This window comes from Acinetobacter sp. Marseille-Q1623 (assembly GCF_902809895.1).
Lineage (GTDB): Bacteria > Pseudomonadota > Gammaproteobacteria > Pseudomonadales > Moraxellaceae > Acinetobacter > Acinetobacter piscicola_A.
This window is the reverse complement of the sequence record NZ_CADDWG010000001.1, coordinates 1879046-1894758: the sequence shown is the minus strand read 5'-3', so window position 1 is coordinate 1894758 and position 15713 is coordinate 1879046. Positions and strand designations below refer to the sequence as shown.

At 38.1% G+C, this 15713-nt stretch carries 13 protein-coding genes; 5 read left to right on the top strand and 8 right to left on the bottom strand.

The genetic code is table 11. The features are described from left to right. Positions 1-7 precede the first annotated feature (7 nt). From HUV91_RS08980 to HUV91_RS08955, 7 genes are all read right to left on the bottom strand, one after another. Positions 8-481 carry a Mov34/MPN/PAD-1 family protein gene (locus HUV91_RS08980; protein WP_092621883.1) on the bottom strand — a complete coding sequence of 158 codons (474 nt, stop codon included), beginning with the start codon at positions 479-481 and terminating at the stop codon, positions 8-10. Then, positions 474-2195 (bottom strand): ThiF family adenylyltransferase, encoded by a 1722-nt coding sequence (locus tag HUV91_RS08975; protein WP_174493167.1) that lies wholly within the window; start codon positions 2193-2195, stop codon positions 474-476. The genes HUV91_RS08980 and HUV91_RS08975 overlap by 8 nt, the downstream gene beginning before the upstream one ends. Continuing rightward, positions 2192-3232, bottom strand: coding sequence for a nucleotidyltransferase (locus HUV91_RS08970; RefSeq protein ID WP_092620383.1), 1041 nt, complete (start codon positions 3230-3232; stop codon positions 2192-2194). Before HUV91_RS08970 ends, HUV91_RS08975 begins: the two co-directional genes overlap by 4 nt. Before the next feature lie 298 nt (positions 3233-3530). Next, a complete protein-coding gene (locus tag HUV91_RS08965) occupies positions 3531-4814 on the bottom strand; it encodes a ribonucleotide-diphosphate reductase subunit beta (protein WP_130073939.1) in 1284 nt (427 codons plus the stop codon). Positions 4815-4956: 142 nt separating this feature from the next. Next, the gene (locus tag HUV91_RS08960) at positions 4957-5088 is read right to left on the bottom strand and encodes a preprotein translocase subunit YajC (protein ID WP_174493166.1); all 132 of its coding nucleotides are present in this window, start codon (positions 5086-5088) and stop codon (positions 4957-4959) included. A gap of 53 nt (positions 5089-5141) precedes the next feature. Then, the gene (locus HUV91_RS16680) at positions 5142-5264 is read right to left on the bottom strand and encodes a hypothetical protein (RefSeq protein WP_267313466.1); all 123 of its coding nucleotides are present in this window, start codon (positions 5262-5264) and stop codon (positions 5142-5144) included. A 329-nt stretch (positions 5265-5593) separates the two neighbouring features. Next, positions 5594-8452 (bottom strand): ribonucleoside-diphosphate reductase subunit alpha, encoded by a 2859-nt coding sequence (locus HUV91_RS08955; protein WP_130073937.1) that lies wholly within the window; start codon positions 8450-8452, stop codon positions 5594-5596. 555 nt (positions 8453-9007) lie between these two features. Between HUV91_RS08955 and bfmR the strand changes: the two genes are divergently transcribed. Together bfmR and bfmS are read left to right on the top strand one after the other, a co-directional pair. Further along, positions 9008-9724: a response regulator transcription factor BfmR gene (gene bfmR, locus HUV91_RS08950; protein WP_130073936.1), complete on the top strand. Its 717-nt coding sequence runs from the start codon at positions 9008-9010 to the stop codon at positions 9722-9724. A gap of 45 nt (positions 9725-9769) precedes the next feature. Further along, positions 9770-11398 (top strand): sensor histidine kinase BfmS, encoded by a 1629-nt coding sequence (gene bfmS / locus HUV91_RS08945; RefSeq protein WP_217431194.1) that lies wholly within the window; start codon positions 9770-9772, stop codon positions 11396-11398. 97 nt (positions 11399-11495) lie between these two features. Here bfmS and HUV91_RS08940 read toward each other — a convergent pair whose 3' ends face one another. Then, positions 11496-11852, bottom strand: a complete 357-nt coding sequence (locus HUV91_RS08940; RefSeq protein WP_174493165.1) for a hypothetical protein — start codon at positions 11850-11852, stop codon at positions 11496-11498. 739 nt (positions 11853-12591) lie between these two features. Between HUV91_RS08940 and ndhC the strand changes: the two genes are divergently transcribed. From ndhC to nuoC, 3 genes are all read left to right on the top strand, one after another. Next, positions 12592-13140, top strand: a complete 549-nt coding sequence (ndhC, locus tag HUV91_RS08935) for an NADH-quinone oxidoreductase subunit A (RefSeq protein ID WP_130073933.1) — start codon at positions 12592-12594, stop codon at positions 13138-13140. 7 nt (positions 13141-13147) lie between these two features. Then, entirely contained in the window at positions 13148-13825 is a 678-nt protein-coding gene (locus tag HUV91_RS08930; RefSeq protein WP_130073932.1) for a NuoB/complex I 20 kDa subunit family protein, read from the top strand. Between the two features lie 86 nt (positions 13826-13911). Beyond that, complete coding sequence (nuoC, locus tag HUV91_RS08925; RefSeq protein WP_174493164.1) at positions 13912-15699, top strand: NADH-quinone oxidoreductase subunit C/D; 1788 nt, start codon at positions 13912-13914, stop codon at positions 15697-15699. Positions 15700-15713: the final 14 nt, after the last annotated feature.

Sequence of the window (15713 nt, the reverse complement as noted above, 5' to 3'; positions counted from 1 at the left end):
TTTTTTATTAAAACCTCAAGGCTGAAGATGTACTTAAATAGCTATTTTGATCAGTGTAAATTTTAACTTCTTTAATGCCTACGATTACAAAAAATAGTCTTCTATTATGATTTCTCGCTATGCAATTCTCCCAATCTTGCTTATCAATCGAAGATGGTGTAGGTATCGATTCTGGATGGCTATGCCATGTGCCTAAATAAACAGATGTGCCATTAGATTCTTTATACTTTGTATCGAGAAACCTCTGATGAAATGGATCTTTCATCACAAAGTTATACCTAGTTCTAATGTCTAGTTTTTGTGGAGTAGTAACAAATTCTATTTGAAAGATTTCAGTACCTTGAATTTGATGTCCTATCAATATTCCGCAAGCTTCTTTAGCTTCAGATGAGATTTGACGATACTCTTCCCATATTTCAATGATATCTTTATTGATATGAACAGTAGCGTCAGAAACATGAACAGTTAATTGGTCATTCATTACAAATATCACATTCTGGATTCAATAGTGGTGTGACTAGTAATGATTTTGAAAAGCTAGAATAACGATCAGTTAACTCTAAATTTTCATTTAAAGCGTCTAGATCAGAACCTTTCCAGCTTACCTTTGAAGAATCTTTGACTTTCCCTTGTAAAAATTTTAAGGCTAAATCTGTAGTGATACTAGCGGTTTGAATGGCAGATAAGTTTGAATAGGGTAGAAAGGCATTTCCACATCCTGAAAGATTTCTAGTTAAATCTTGATTTGGTTTTAAAAAATTAAGATTAGAAACTAAGCCTCTACATAAATTTTCATTATCTACATAAGCACATCTTAAGCATCCTTTTTGCTCAGGAATATCTAAAACTGCATGTCCCCCAACACCATAGCCTTCTGTCCATGTATTAATTATGGCTGTTTCTACTTCATTCTTTATACAGTAATCATGAAATATCCGTTCTTTTGTTGGTGAGCCTATAGCAATGATAATCAGATCATATCTATTGATAATAGAATCGTTTCTCAGCTCGAGCAAACATCCATCAGCAGGGATTACGTTAACCCAAGGATATTTAGTTGTTATTCTAAATTGTAGTCCTATAGTTTTGTATTGATGTAAATATTCTATTGGTAGATAGTGTCTGTATATATTTTCTATGGAAAGGGTATCGGAATCGACAAGAGTTAGATTCCCTAATCCACATGATGCTAGCTGATCTGCTATATAACCACCTACAGACCCACAGCCTACTAATAAAACGTGTTTGTCTTGAAGATCACAAAAAGCACCGCCACGGGGTATTAAGCTTGATTTATCAAATAATTTAATTGAGCATGCTTCTATATTCCATTCAGTGAAGCTTTCTAATTTGAGTGGAAAAGTTTTGTTTACTTTAGATTTTTTATATTGAAATTTTAGTCCAAACCAAGATTTTCCTGAGGATGTATCAATGTTAAAGATTACCCAGAATATATTCTTCCTAGTTTGAGCGAAGGTTGTTACGAATTTTTTTTTAGTATCAGCATCTAATAACTCGAAATGTTCCAAAAACCACTGAGGTAGATCTGAGGCAGTCCATGGAATAGAGGTAATACAAGGTAATGGGAGAATACAACCTAAATCAGGACTCTTTTTTCTTTGAGCTACTTGAATTTTAAAAAAAGGTTCTTTTGTTGCAAGATCATAATTTTCAGGGTGAACTAATACGCTACTTTTTAATCCGTATTTCCCTTCAGGCGCATAAACTTTTAATTTACAAAATTCAGGTGAATCTACTAGACAAAGAACATCATTAAATTTTGTATTATTTAAGCTATACCAACTGGCTAAGAACTCTCTTAGAAGCTCTTTCTTGTTTTCAACTGGATCAGTTAAACATTTTGTAAGCAATTCAATATGCTTTTTTAATGAATCCTCAAATGCAAGAGTTGGAACTTCATAATTTACTGATACAGAGTCTGTGACATTCACACATATACTTGCTAAGTTATAATCATTGAAAGACAAGGTATGAGCAAGTCTTGGAAATTGCTGAGGATCTTTTAAATAAAATGAAGGCATTGAAGTTATTTCATCAACTTCAAAATGAATAAGTGTAATGGTATAACTACCAATAGTCACATTAACTTCTATCGTATTCCGAGCAAGTACATTGGCTGCAGATACTGAGTATCCACAGCTTTGTAGATGCTGAATTATTAATTGATAATTCATGCGCCTTGAGATGTTCCTACAGATCCAGCTGAAGGAAATACAACCTTAGCTGCTTCATTTTTTGAGTTATTTTTAGTACTTTCAGGGAAATCTTCGCCAAATATTTCTCTTAATAGATCACATTGTTTGGATTCATCTGACTCATCAATGACTTTCTTTAAGTTATTTCTCAAGGTGGATAGCTTATTTTTCAATTGAGTACCTGTATCTATACTACTGCCAGAGAAAATATCTCTGTATGGTGATACGGGTAAATCAACTTTTACTTTCCATTGACTGTCGTTTTGGTATAAAAAGTAATTTGACTGATCTAGTATTTGGTCGATAGTATTTTTCAAAGCTTCTAGATCATTTTCAAGGCCTTCATCATTAATTGAACTTTGAAACTTTTCTTTGAGCATTACAGTAAGACCGATCGAAAAAACCTTTCTGCAGGTATCCTCATGAAATTTGATGTTTCTCCATCTTTTTATATATCTAGTTAATCGTTTAAATTGCTGAAGTTTCTGTGTTTCATAAATGCCTGAGCTGTCTTTAGCATTGATCCAATCAATTAAACCTTTGGGATCTGAGTCAGACCACTCCCTATTATTTTCATCAGAATTTTTCTTGCCCACAGCTAATTTGTAATAACCGCTCTCCGATTTACTATAAATAGGGATATCAATATGTAAATCCTCATTTTTATAGTCCGCAGTGACACAAGGTTTTTTAATTTTAGCGTTCTTGAAACCTCTATTTTCTAGAATTTCTAAGACAACCTTCTTAGGTATAGTTGGATCAGTAGGGGCATCATTTTCATTGATGACTATCGCTCTATCTATATCGAAGTCTTTTCCTTTTTCCTTGATTGCTGTGTTAGTTGCTAAAGAACCTTGAATGAAATCTTCTTGAACGGGATAGCCATTTTCTCGAAATTTTTTGCGAATGTCTTCTGTAATGCTATCGTCTTTTTCACGTGCATTCTTATATTCCTCGCTTTGACGAGTTATGTAGATATTGGTGTTAAATGTTAAAAATTTACTTTGTAAGCCCATTTTTACCTTCTTAATCGATTATTTATTTTGAAATTAATTATTTGTTTGATTATTCAAAGCACAATTAGTCCTTAGCCAGAATTAGCCAAACTTTTATATTCAATTTCAGATTTAAAATTTTAAAGTGATATGTTTTTAAGTTACCCAATAAGAAACCTAGATCTCTTATTGGGTATATATTGAAATTAGCATCAATGATAATTTCTGTGTCTATTGATGTTTTGACAAACCTTGCGTCGTCTTATGACAAACCATGTGTCGTTTTTGACAAACAATGTGTCGCGTGACGGGCACGAGCTTACCAGCTCAACGCACCACCAGTCTGATAGTCTGTTACACGTGTTTCGAAGAAATTCTTCTCTTTACGTAAGTCCATCATTTCAGACATCCATTGGAATGGGTTATTCACACCAGTGAATTGTTCAGGTAAGCCTAATTGAGCTAAACGACGGTTTGCAATGAATTTTAAATATTCTTCCATCATTGCTGCATTCATGCCTAATACACCGCGTGGCATGGTGTCACGTGCGTATTCAATCTCAAGCATCGTACCTTCAAGAATCATTTGAATAATTTCTTCTTGGAACTCAGCTGTCCATAAGTTTGGATTTTCGATCTTGATTTGGTTGATCATGTCGATACCAAAATTCAAGTGCATAGACTCATCACGTAAGATGTATTGGAATTGCTCAGCAACACCATTCATCTTGTTACGACGACCCATCGACAAGATTTGGCTGAAACCACAGTAGAAGAAAATACCTTCAAGTACACAATAGAATGCGATCAAGTTACGAAGTAAGATTTGATCGTTTTCAGGTGTACCTGTTTTGAACGTAGGATCACTTAAAGACTGCGTATATTTCAAGCCCCAAGCTGCTTTACGTGCTACTGATGGAACTTCACGGTACATGTTGAAGACTTCGCCTTCATCCATACCCAAAGATTCGATACAGTATTGGTAAGCATGGGTATGAATTGCTTCTTCAAATGCTTGACGCAAAATGTATTGACGGCATTCTGGGTTAGTAATATGACGGTAAATCGCTAATACTAAGTTGTTTGCTACCAAAGAGTCAGCAGTCGAGAAGAAACCTAAAGAACGCATAACAATGGTACGCTCATCTTCAGTTAAGCCATTTTCAGACTTCCAAAGTGCGATGTCGTGGTTCATGTTGACTTCTTGAGGCATCCAGTGGTTTGCACATCCGTCAAGATATTTTTGCCAAGCCCATTCGTATTTGAATGGTACAAGTTGATTTAAGTCAGCACGACAGTTGATCATCGCTTTATCATCAACTTGAACACGTTGCGCACCCATTTCAAGCTCTTCTAAGCCTGGTGCAACGTCTAAGGTTTCTAGAGCGTTAGATGCTCTTGCCAATGGATCGGCTGAATTTGTTGTTCCTGCTGAATAGGTTCGAGCGGGTTGTGTAGCTGCCACAGTCGACGATGCGTGCTGTGCATCAGATACCACTTGCGAATCAGTCGTTTTTTTCGGTTCGACGGGCGCAGGCTGGTGAGCTTGTGCAGCTTGTTTCGGTTCATCATCTTCGAAATCGTCCCAACTTAGGATAGACATATCAATTCTCTCTTCGTTGCTTTATATCTTTTATTTAGACATCTCAAACGAGAGATGTCCTACTATACGCTCATTCTGTGTAAGCAAAATTAAGTTTTGCCGATGATTGTCCTAATCTTGTACGAAAGATTAGATATCCACACTACTTATTTTGCTTACGCTTTTGTTGCTTACGAATGGCAAAGAATGCGTATGCCATAGGTACATAAAAAACTAAAAAGGCTAAGATCAGTACAATTATGCCTAACTCATAGTTTTGACTTAAGTGGAACATTTCTTAGTCCTAAATAGTTTGGTTAAAGAGAGAGGCTTTTCAGCCTCTCTTTGTTACCACAAACTTAATTGGTTTGGATAACTACGGCAGTGTGCACAAACATTTTCCCACCGATTATAACGGTAACGAATATATGATCGAACACTAACACCACGAGGATAAGTACAATTACTCATCGTTTAGCTCCTAGTTACAAATTGGAGCTTTCAGAAGAGTGACTCAATCCCTAAATTTTGCTAAAGTAACTTTTGTTAGATCGCCAAATTTAACATTGATTACTTAAGTTACTTTCTAGAGAGTTGTTAAACCTCTGAAAGCTTAGGTTTTCAAATGGCTTGTTTATAGCTTCTATAGACAGGTCATTTTTATTTCTGTCTATAAAACTCATATTTAATTTTCTCCTTTTATTTAAATTTCTCTATCGTAAAAAATCCCCCTAAATCCCCCTTTTTTAAGGGGGACTTTCTCCCTCCTTTTCAAAGGAGGGTCGGGGAGGATTAAAAAATTACTGGCAAGCTTCGCAATCAGGATTGTCTATTGAACATGCTTGTGGAACTGGAGCAGCGTTGGCGAAACCTTCTTCCTCAGCAGGAGCAACAGGTTTAGCTTCAGCAACAGGAGCTGCAACCGTAGTTGGCTTAACTGCGTTCAATGCACCCGTATTGATGGTAGATTTTTCAGCAGAAGTTGCACCCAATGCACGGAGATAGTAAGTCGTTTTAAGACCGCGTAACCAAGCCATCTTATAAGTTAGGTCGAGTTTCTTACCATTTGCACCTGAGATGTAAAGGTTAAGCGATTGCGCTTGGTCGATCCATTTTTGACGACGTGACGCAGCATCAACGATCCAACGTGGTTCAACTTCAAATGCAGTGGCAAAAATGGCTTTTAATTCTTCAGGAATACGTGCAATTTTTTGTACTGAACCTTCGAAATGTTTCAAGTCATTGACCATCACAGAGTCCCAAAGACCACGATCTTTTAACGCACGTACTAAGTACGGGTTGATCACTGTAAATTCACCAGAAAGGTTAGATTTTACATAAAGGTTTTGGAATGTTGGCTCGATAGACTGAGATACACCACAAATATTTGAAATAGTCGCAGTTGGTGCAATCGCCATCACATTTGAGTTACGCATACCGTCTTTTTGAACTTTGGCACGTAAAGTGTCCCAATCCAAACGAGTTGTACGGTCAACTTCGAACATGCGTTCAGGACGTGATTTAGCAACGATGTCTAAAGAGTCGATTGGTAGAATCCCTTGATCCCACAATGAACCTTTAAATGTTGAATAAACACCACGTTCAACAGCCAAGTTGCTTGAAGTTTCAATTGCGTAGTAGCTGATGACTTCCATCGATTCATCTGCAAAATCGACAGCTTCATCAGAACCATAAGCAAGCTTCATTTCATATAAAGCATCTTGGAAGCCCATGATCCCCATACCCACTGGACGGTGTTTCAAGTTTGAATTACGTGCTTGTTCAACTGCGTAGTAGTTGATGTCAATTACGTTATCCAACATGCGAACCGCAGTTTTAACTGTACGTGCTAGTTTTTCACGGTCGAGTTTGCCACCTTGTACGTGTTGAACAAGGTTGATCGAACCTAAGTTACATACTGCGATTTCATCTTTATTGGTATTTAAAGTGATTTCTGTACATAAGTTAGATGAATGCACTACACCCACGTGTTGTTGTGGTGAACGTAGGTTACATACGTCTTTGAATGTGATCCAAGGGTGACCAGTTTCAAACAACATTGACAACATTTTGCGCCATAAGTCTTTCGCACGGATTTTCTTATGAAGCATGTTTTTTTCTTTGGCAATGCCTTCGTAGTACGCATAGCGTTCAGCGAATTCTGCACCAGTCAAATCATGTAAGTCAGGTGTTTCAGATGGTGTGAATAAAGTCCATTCAGCATCTTCAAAGACACGTTGCATGAACAAGTCTGGAACCCAGTTCGCAGTATTCATATCGTGTGTACGACGACGGTCATCACCTGTGTTTTTACGAAGCTCTAGGAATTCTTCAATGTCCAAGTGCCAAGTTTCAAGGTATGCACATACCGCACCTTTACGTTTACCACCTTGGTTGACTGCAACCGCAGTATCGTTGGCAACTTTAAGGAAAGGCACTACACCTTGAGATTTACCATTTGTTCCTTTGATGTAGGAGTTTAAAGCACGTACTGGTGTCCAGTCATTGCCTAAACCACCTGCCCATTTAGAAAGAAGGGCATTGTCACGCATCGCACCATAGATGTCATATAGGTCATCTTGGATTGTTGTGAGGTAGCAACTCGACAACTGTGGACGTAAAGTACCAGAGTTAAATAATGTTGGTGTAGATGCCATATAGTCGAAACTAGACAATAAGTCATAGAATTCGATTGCACGTTGTTCTTTATTCTCTTCGTTTAACGCAAGTCCCATTGAAACACGCATGAAGAACAATTGTGGAAGTTCAAAACGCACGCCGTCTGAGTGAATGAAGTAACGGTCAAATAAAGTTTGCAGGCCTAAATAGGTAAATTGGTTTGAACGCTCAGGTTTGATCGCTGCTGCCAATTTTTTAAGGTCAAAGTTCAATAAGTCAGCAGATAACAGCTCTAACTCAACACCTTTGTTTAAGTATGTTTCTAAAGCATCATTTTCTAAGGTCTCTTCAGAAAGACCTAAAAATTTAAGACCTGTTGCAACCAAATCATCACGGAGTAAACGTGCAGTCACATAAGTATAGTTTGGTTCTTGTTCAATACGTGTACGTGTTGCCATCATCATCGTGGTTGAGATGTCTGACTGTTTTACACCGTTATATAAATTTTTAACTGTTTCATCGACAATGGCTTGAACATTGATGCCTTCTAAGCCTTCACTTGCTTTTTCAATCGTGGCTTGAAGTTTGCCCAAATCTAGAGGCTGAAGCTGACCATTCGCATCTGTGATTTGTAAAGTAGGGTGGTGATGTGCACCTGTTTGTTTACGTGCTTCAGAACGTTGTTCACGATAGATCACATAAGCACGAGCAACTTTTTGTTCGCCAGTACGCATAAGCGCCAATTCAACTTGGTCTTGAATCTCTTCAATGTGAATTGTTCCGCCTGAAGGTAAACGACGATTAAAAGTATTCATTACCATCTCAGTGAGCTGAGTGATGCGATCATGAATACGGCTTGAATCTGCACTTTGTTGACCCTCTACAGCCAAAAAAGCTTTACCAATTGCTACAGAAATTTTATCTGCATCAAAAGCGGCTACATCACCAGTGCGTTTAATCACTTGAAGTAGACCTGGGGTTGTAATGGCGTTCATTGTCAGCGTAGCTCCATTGTCATCATTGTTATGTTTATGGACCATTTGAATCGCAGCAACATAGAAGAAATATGTTGTCGAGATGTTTGAGGACTAAACACAATACTTAGTGGTTTAATGTAAATTAGGACACAAGATACGGTAAAAATTAGGGGAGATCAATATTGACATTTCGATAATTTTCTTTCTGAAAAAGTTGAAAAAAAATTGCAATATTTAGGGTCTCTTGTGGAGTTTTTATATATGCCTTATTAGACAAGGGCATAGCATAGCAAACTCTGTAAAAGCTGCTTATAGATAACCTTGTGGATAACTAAAAACAGTGCGTTTAAAAAGACAGAATGTGTACAATGAAATAAATTGTATAAAAAACGTGCCTTAGCGTAGTAAAAAATAGAATAAATTTAAAAAACATCAAAGGTGTGAGAGAAAACTATCTACAATTCAATAGTTAATAAAATATAACAAAATGCTACTGTCATGTATCAGTTTGGTGAATAGGGTCTTGTTTACAATGTAAACGTGTGTATATTGCAAAGCATAGTGTGTTGAATCTGCGAGATTTGTAGCAGACACAAAGTCAAATACAGGGGCAAATAGATGAGCCAAGAAGAAAAGTTACCAAAAATTTTAATTGTAGAAGATGATGAGCGTTTAGCCCGTTTAACACAAGAGTATTTAATCCGTAATGGGCTAGAGGTTGGGGTAGAGCCAGACGGCAACCGTGCAATTCGTCGTATTATTGCTGAACAACCTGATATGGTGGTGCTAGATGTGATGCTACCAGGTGCAGATGGTTTAACCGTTTGTCGTGAAGTTCGTCCACATTATCATCAACCGATTTTGATGTTGACTGCTCGTACGGAAGATATGGATCAAGTGCTTGGTTTGGAAATGGGTGCAGATGACTATGTTGCTAAACCTGTACAACCTCGTGTGCTTTTAGCGCGTATTCGTGCCTTACTGCGTCGTACAGACAAAGCGCCAGAAGATGAAGTAGTACAACGTATTGAGTTTGATGATCTTGTGATTGATAACGGTGGTCGTTCTGTAACTTTAAACGGCGAGCTAGTCGATTTCACCAGTGCAGAATATGACCTTTTATGGTTGTTGGCATCTAATGCTGGACGAATTTTGTCACGTGAAGATATTTTTGAACGTCTGCGTGGGATTGAATATGATGGTCAAGACCGTTCGATTGATGTGCGTATTTCACGTATTCGTCCAAAAATTGGTGATGATCCTGAAAATCCAAAACGCATTAAAACTGTACGTAGTAAAGGGTACTTATTTGTTAAAGAAACAAATGGGATGTAATGCTATTTTCTAGTTAGGGATTTAGCTCTATATAAGGTTGTTTTCGTGTCCAAACACAGCATATTCCTGCGTATTTACGCAGGATTAGTTATTCTTGTCGTCTTAGTTGCTTTATTTGGCTATTTGCTTGTTCAGATTATTAATTATCAACGTGCGCAAGAATATCGTGAATCTCTAACGGATGGTATTTCTTATGTCATCAGTGAGGGGGTGGCACGTCAACAGACTGAACAACAAAGAATAGATTGGATTTCAGATGCTTCCGACTTATTAGAACTTCCTATTCATTATGTTGATGCCAGTAAAGTTGAACTTTCTCGCACTGAAAATAAACGTATAGAAAGTCAAAAAGCTGTTGTACGTTATGATGCTGAACATGGTATTGCGTATTTAGTTTTAGGCATTCGTAATGATCCTAAACATTATTTATATATTAAAGTCGATCAGTTTGCAGAGCGACAAATGAAAGCTCTTCCTGTCTTTATTATGGATTATTTGGTCTACTATCCAGGACAAGAGCAGGAGTATCTGAAAAAAATTCAGCAACATTTTTACTACCATGTGGGTGTGGAAAAGGTTTCGGGGCTTAATTTAGATCCTGAGCAACTTGGACGTTTGCGTTCAGATCAGCCTGTTATTTTATGGCGCGACAGTGCAACCGTACGTGGTACAACTATATCTATAGTTTCTCCTTTGCCAAGCTCTCCAACTGATGCGCTCGTGATCGGTCCAGTACCCATGTTTAATTGGATGCCAGTAAAACTTGCTGCAGGTATCACCTTGCTCAGTATGTTTTTACTGTGTCTGGGGGTTTATGGCTTGATTGTGCCAATGCAACGTAAACTGAAACAGGTGAATGATGCCTTGGATGTCATGAAGACAGGTGATATGTCACAACGGGTGCCTGTAGAAGGGCATGATGAGTTAGCAAGCTTAGCCACAAGCTATAATAGTATGTCAGACCACATTCAACGCTTGATCGAAGCACAAAGGGAGTTGATGCGTGCAGTTTCGCATGAATTGCGAACCCCTGTTGCTCGAATCCGTTTTGGTATGGAAATGTTGGCAGACGAAGACGATTATGAATATCGTTTGCAACAGATGGAAATGATTGATAAAGATATTGAAGCTTTAAATACGTTAATTGATGAAATCATGACCTATGCTAAGCTTGAGCAGGGTACGCCATCTCTTAATTTTGAAAAAATTATTTTGGTCGATGTGTTAGATCAGGTTGCTGTTGAAACAGAAGCCTTGAAAACTCAAAAAGAAATACATCTTGTTCCATTGTCTAATGATGTAGTCGTGGAAGCAGAACGCCGTTATTTACATCGTGTGGTACAAAACTTAGTCGGTAATGCGATTCGTTATTGCGATGATCGTATTTATATTAGTGGTGGTATCGATGCGGATACAGGTATGGCTTATGTTTGTGTTGAAGATGATGGACCGGGCATTCCTGAGGAAGATCGTAAACGTATTTTTGAAGCCTTTGCTCGTTTAGATGACAGTCGTACACGTGCTTCTGGTGGTTATGGTTTAGGGTTGTCAATTGTCAGTCGAATCGCCTATTGGTTTGGTGGGACGATTGAGGTCGATGGAAGCCCAACTTTAGGTGGTGCACGTTTTAAAATGTCTTGGCCTGCGCATAGAAATAAACTTAAAGTGAAGTAATTAGTGATAGGGCTTGTTTAAGTCCTGTTGTAAAAAAGCACCGATTTCGGTGCTTTTTTAGTTTTCATTGCGAGTTTTTCATTGAGAGGCATTTAACTTATTGGTGTAAGGTTGCATCAGGTGCAATGATCGGTTTACCAGCACGTAAAGCTTGTAGCGCATCAGGATTAAAATCAATCAATAAACTATTTTGTTCAGCATCAATTTTATATTCGCTAATAATTTTTTGATCACCATTTAGGGTGTCAATCGTATATTCGTCTGCAATATTTAAAATACCCTCTAAATTGGTGGTGGTTGATGCTAAATCTTGACGAAAAAGCTCATAAATATCACGTAAATCGAAGATTGCATTATTGGCATCGGGATGTTTTTTGATATACCCCTCAATATGACGAACTAATAATTGAGCAAATAAAAAATAATTGGGTTTGTGTGCAAAGTTCATGCTCATGTGTTGTACTCCTTATTATTATTTTCTAGCATACACAGAACAACTTAATGAATTGTATAAACTTTATTAATGGGTTGTTATTGAATTGAAAAATAAAACTTGCTTAAATTTTATCATTTTTGAGTCGTGTCTTTTGTGGTGCGTTGTCCTTAAGGTAGGTGAGAAGTAGGCAATATTTCTTTATGTAATCGTAAAGTGTTGGTCAGCTGTGTCGATTGTAAAATATTTTTGATAATTTAATGGTTTTTAATTTAATGATTTGTATTTAATTTTATATATATTATCTTTATTTGATAATTTTAAGATTTTTAATTGGTTTTGCATTTGGTTTTTTTTGAAGAATGTAACAAAATATTTTAAATATCTTTGTGGTTAATTTTTGCTATAAAAAACGCATGAAATTGTGAAAATATGGAAAATTAGACATAAAAATTAGATAGAGTTTAAAATTAAGTAAATGATTTAAGATAAAAAATCAAAAAAAAGGGTATGTGTTTGGAAAAACTTATTATTTTTGTATTGTTGATTTAATAATACGATTATTAGGCATTGTATGAGTCTGAAATATATGTCAATACCCCAAAAGACTAAAAAATCATCCAAAAGACTTATAGTTATAAACTAGCAAGAGATGATACCAATCGGGTACAATTGTTCAGATTTATTTTGTGTTTGGTGTATTTTTAGGCCAATACATACATTCTTTGTTAATAATAGGCCTGCCAGGAGTTATCCCCGCATGAGTGCCATTACTCCATACGATTGGGCAATCATTGCCTTCGTGATCGGCGTTACATTTCTATGTGTCTTTATGCTCACAGTCCCTTTACTCCTTGGGGGTAAAGCATGGGGGCGTGCGAAGCAAGAGCAATTTGAATCAGGTGTGGTAGGTGCTGGTGGTGCACGTATCCGCTTATCTGCAAAATTCTATTTGGTTGCAATCTTCTTTGTCGTGTTCGACTTAGAAGCACTTTATCTATATGCATGGGCAAACTCTGTTCGTGAAGTAGGTTGGATAGGATTTGCAGCGGCTGCTGTGTTTATTTTAGTTTTACTTGTTGGTTTGATTTATGAATTATCTACAGGGGCTTTAAATTGGTCACCTTCTGATAAGCGCAAGGCAGCAGGAATTAAAGCTAAGATAGGTTCGCCAAATATGGATCTTGCTGAAATCACACGCTTCAATTCTATTGAAGAGTTGGTTGTTGATCCTACTGGTACGATTCCAGCTCAATCATCTGGTCGTGTTAAATCGAAAACACCGACTATGTCACTGAATAAGGAGTAAGTCGGGAATGAAATATACATTAACCCGTGCGAATCCAGAAGCTGATCAATATCCACTTCAAGATCGTCAGATTGTTACAGATCCGCTTGAAGAAGAAGTGAATAAAAATGTGTTTATGACTCGTTTAGAGGATTTGGCACATACAGCTGTTAACTGGGGCCGTAAAAATTCATTATGGCCTTTTAACTTTGGTACTTCTTGCTGTTATGTAGAGTATGCAACTACCTTAACAGGTGTGCACGACTTGTCACGTTTCGGTGCTGAGGTTATTCGTGCTTCACCACGTCAGGCAGACTTGATGATCGTTGCAGGAACATGCTTTGTTAAAATGGCACCTGTAATTCAGCGTTTGTACGAGCAAATGCTTGAACCTAAATGGGTGATCTCAATGGGTGCATGTGCAAACTCTGGTGGTATGTACGATATCTATTCAGTTGTACAAGGTGTGGATAAGATCATTCCTGTCGACGTTTATGTGCCAGGTTGCCCACCGCGTCCAGAAGCATTGATTCAAGCGCTGATGTTATTGCAAGACCAAATTCAATTAGAACGTCGTCCGCTTTCAGCGGTAATCGGTGATGATCTTCAGCCAGTGTATAAGCCAAAGATGATGCCAGAACGCGACCGTAAGAACGCTGAACGTATTGCAGTGAAAAACTTACGCTCTATGGATGAAATTGAGTAATTTTTTCTGATGAATGTTTGACATAGCTGAAGGCTGTGATCATCGGGAAATTTGACAGAATTTGTATTAAATAGGAAGCCAAGCCAATGGCTGAAACTGAAATTGCTATGCCAGAATCGACTCCTGTTGATTCACGCCCAGCATTTGCGATTGTAGAAGATCTCAAAACCAAATTTGGTGAGAACTTTTACGTGCAACCAACGTTTGAAGATTTTCCAACGGTCTGGGTTGAGCGCGCACGTGTACAAGAAGTTTTAATGTACTTGCGTACAGTATCACGTCCATACGTGATGCTATTTGACTTGTCTGCAGTAGATGAGCGTTTACGTACACACCGTGATGGATTGCCTGCATCTGACTTTACAGTGTTTTACCACTTGTTATCGTTAGAACGCAATAGTGATATTCGTATTAAAGTTGCGTTGAATGAGAATGATATTAACATTCCAACAGCGACCAATATTTGGCCGAATGCCAACTGGTACGAACGTGAAGCTTACGATATGTTTGGGATCAATTTCGAAGGGCATCCAATGCTCCGTCGTATTTTGTTACCAACGTATTGGGAAGGTCATCCATTACGTAAAGAATATTCTGCACGTGCGACTGAATATACGCCGTACATGCAAGACAAGGCTAAACAAGATTTCGAACAAGAACATCTTCGTTTTGTACCTGAAGATTGGGGTCTAACTCGTGGTAATGACGACGAAGATTTCATGTTCTTGAACTTGGGTCCTAACCATCCATCTGCACATGGTGCGTTCCGTGTGATCTTGCAGTTGGACGGTGAAGAAGTGAAAGATTGTGTGCCTGATATTGGTTATCACCACCGTGGTGTGGAAAAGATGGCTGAGCGTCAAACTTGGCATTCATTCATTCCCTATACAGACCGTGTGGACTACTTAGGTGGTTGTGCGCAAAACATGCCTTATGTGATGGGTGTGGAGCAAATGGCGGGAATCACTGTTCCTGACCGTGCACAATGTATCCGTGTCATGATGTCTGAACTGTTCCGTATCAATAACCACTTGTTGTATATCGGTACTGCGATTCAGGATGCGGGTGGTATGACCCCAGTATTCTATATGTTTGCTGACCGTCAAAAAATCTATGACGCGATTGAAGCGATCACAGGTTTCCGTATGCACCCAGCATGGTTCCGTATCGGTGGTACAGCGCATGATCTTCCAAACAACTGGCAAAAACTGATTCGTGAAATTCTCGAATGGATGCCAAAACGTTTGAAGGAATACCATACTGCTGCATTGAAAAACTCAGTGTTTATTGGTCGTACGCGTAATGTTGCTCAATACGATGCTAAATCTGCATTGGCTTGGGGTGTAACAGGTACTGGTCTACGTGCGACAGGGATTGATTTCGACGTTCGTAAATATCGTCCATACAGTGGTTACGAAAATTATGACTTCGAAATTCCTGTTGAGTATGAAGGCGATGCGTATGCGCGTGTGATGGTTCACTATCGTGAAATCGAAGAATCATTAAAAATCATAAAACAGTGCTTGGATAATATGCCATCTGGTCCTTATAAAGCGGATCATCCTTTGGCAGTTCCACCACCAAAAGACAAGACTTTACAAGATATTGAAACTTTGATTACGCACTTCTTGAGCGTGTCATGGGGTCCTGTAATGCCTGCAGGTGAAGCATCTGTGATGGCTGAAGTGGTAAAAGGTGCATCGAACTACTATTTGACTTCTGATAAGTCAACCATGAGTTACCGTACCCGTATTCGTACACCAACCTTCACGCATTTACAGCAAATTCCTTCCGTGATTAACGGCAGTCTTGTATCTGACTTGATCATTTATTTAGCGACGATTGATGTCGTTATGGCTGACGTGGATCGCTAAGGGGTAAACGCATT

Coding starts and splice junctions, on each gene's coding strand:
- HUV91_RS08980 (WP_092621883.1), bottom strand. CDS start 481: ATGAATGACCAATTAACTGTTCATGTTTCTGACGCTACTGTTCATATC.
- HUV91_RS08975 (WP_174493167.1), bottom strand. CDS start 2,195: ATGAATTATCAATTAATAATTCAGCATCTACAAAGCTGTGGATACTCA.
- HUV91_RS08970 (WP_092620383.1), bottom strand. CDS start 3,232: ATGGGCTTACAAAGTAAATTTTTAACATTTAACACCAATATCTACATA.
- HUV91_RS08965 (WP_130073939.1), bottom strand. CDS start 4,814: ATGTCTATCCTAAGTTGGGACGATTTCGAAGATGATGAACCGAAACAA.
- HUV91_RS08960 (WP_174493166.1), bottom strand. CDS start 5,088: ATGTTCCACTTAAGTCAAAACTATGAGTTAGGCATAATTGTACTGATC.
- HUV91_RS16680 (WP_267313466.1), bottom strand. CDS start 5,264: ATGAGTAATTGTACTTATCCTCGTGGTGTTAGTGTTCGATCATATATT.
- HUV91_RS08955 (WP_130073937.1), bottom strand. CDS start 8,452: ATGGTCCATAAACATAACAATGATGACAATGGAGCTACGCTGACAATG.
- bfmR (WP_130073936.1), top strand. CDS start 9,008: ATGAGCCAAGAAGAAAAGTTACCAAAAATTTTAATTGTAGAAGATGAT.
- HUV91_RS08940 (WP_174493165.1), bottom strand. CDS start 11,852: ATGAGCATGAACTTTGCACACAAACCCAATTATTTTTTATTTGCTCAA.
- ndhC (WP_130073933.1), top strand. CDS start 12,592: ATGAGTGCCATTACTCCATACGATTGGGCAATCATTGCCTTCGTGATC.
- HUV91_RS08930 (WP_130073932.1), top strand. CDS start 13,148: ATGAAATATACATTAACCCGTGCGAATCCAGAAGCTGATCAATATCCA.
- nuoC (WP_174493164.1), top strand. CDS start 13,912: ATGGCTGAAACTGAAATTGCTATGCCAGAATCGACTCCTGTTGATTCA.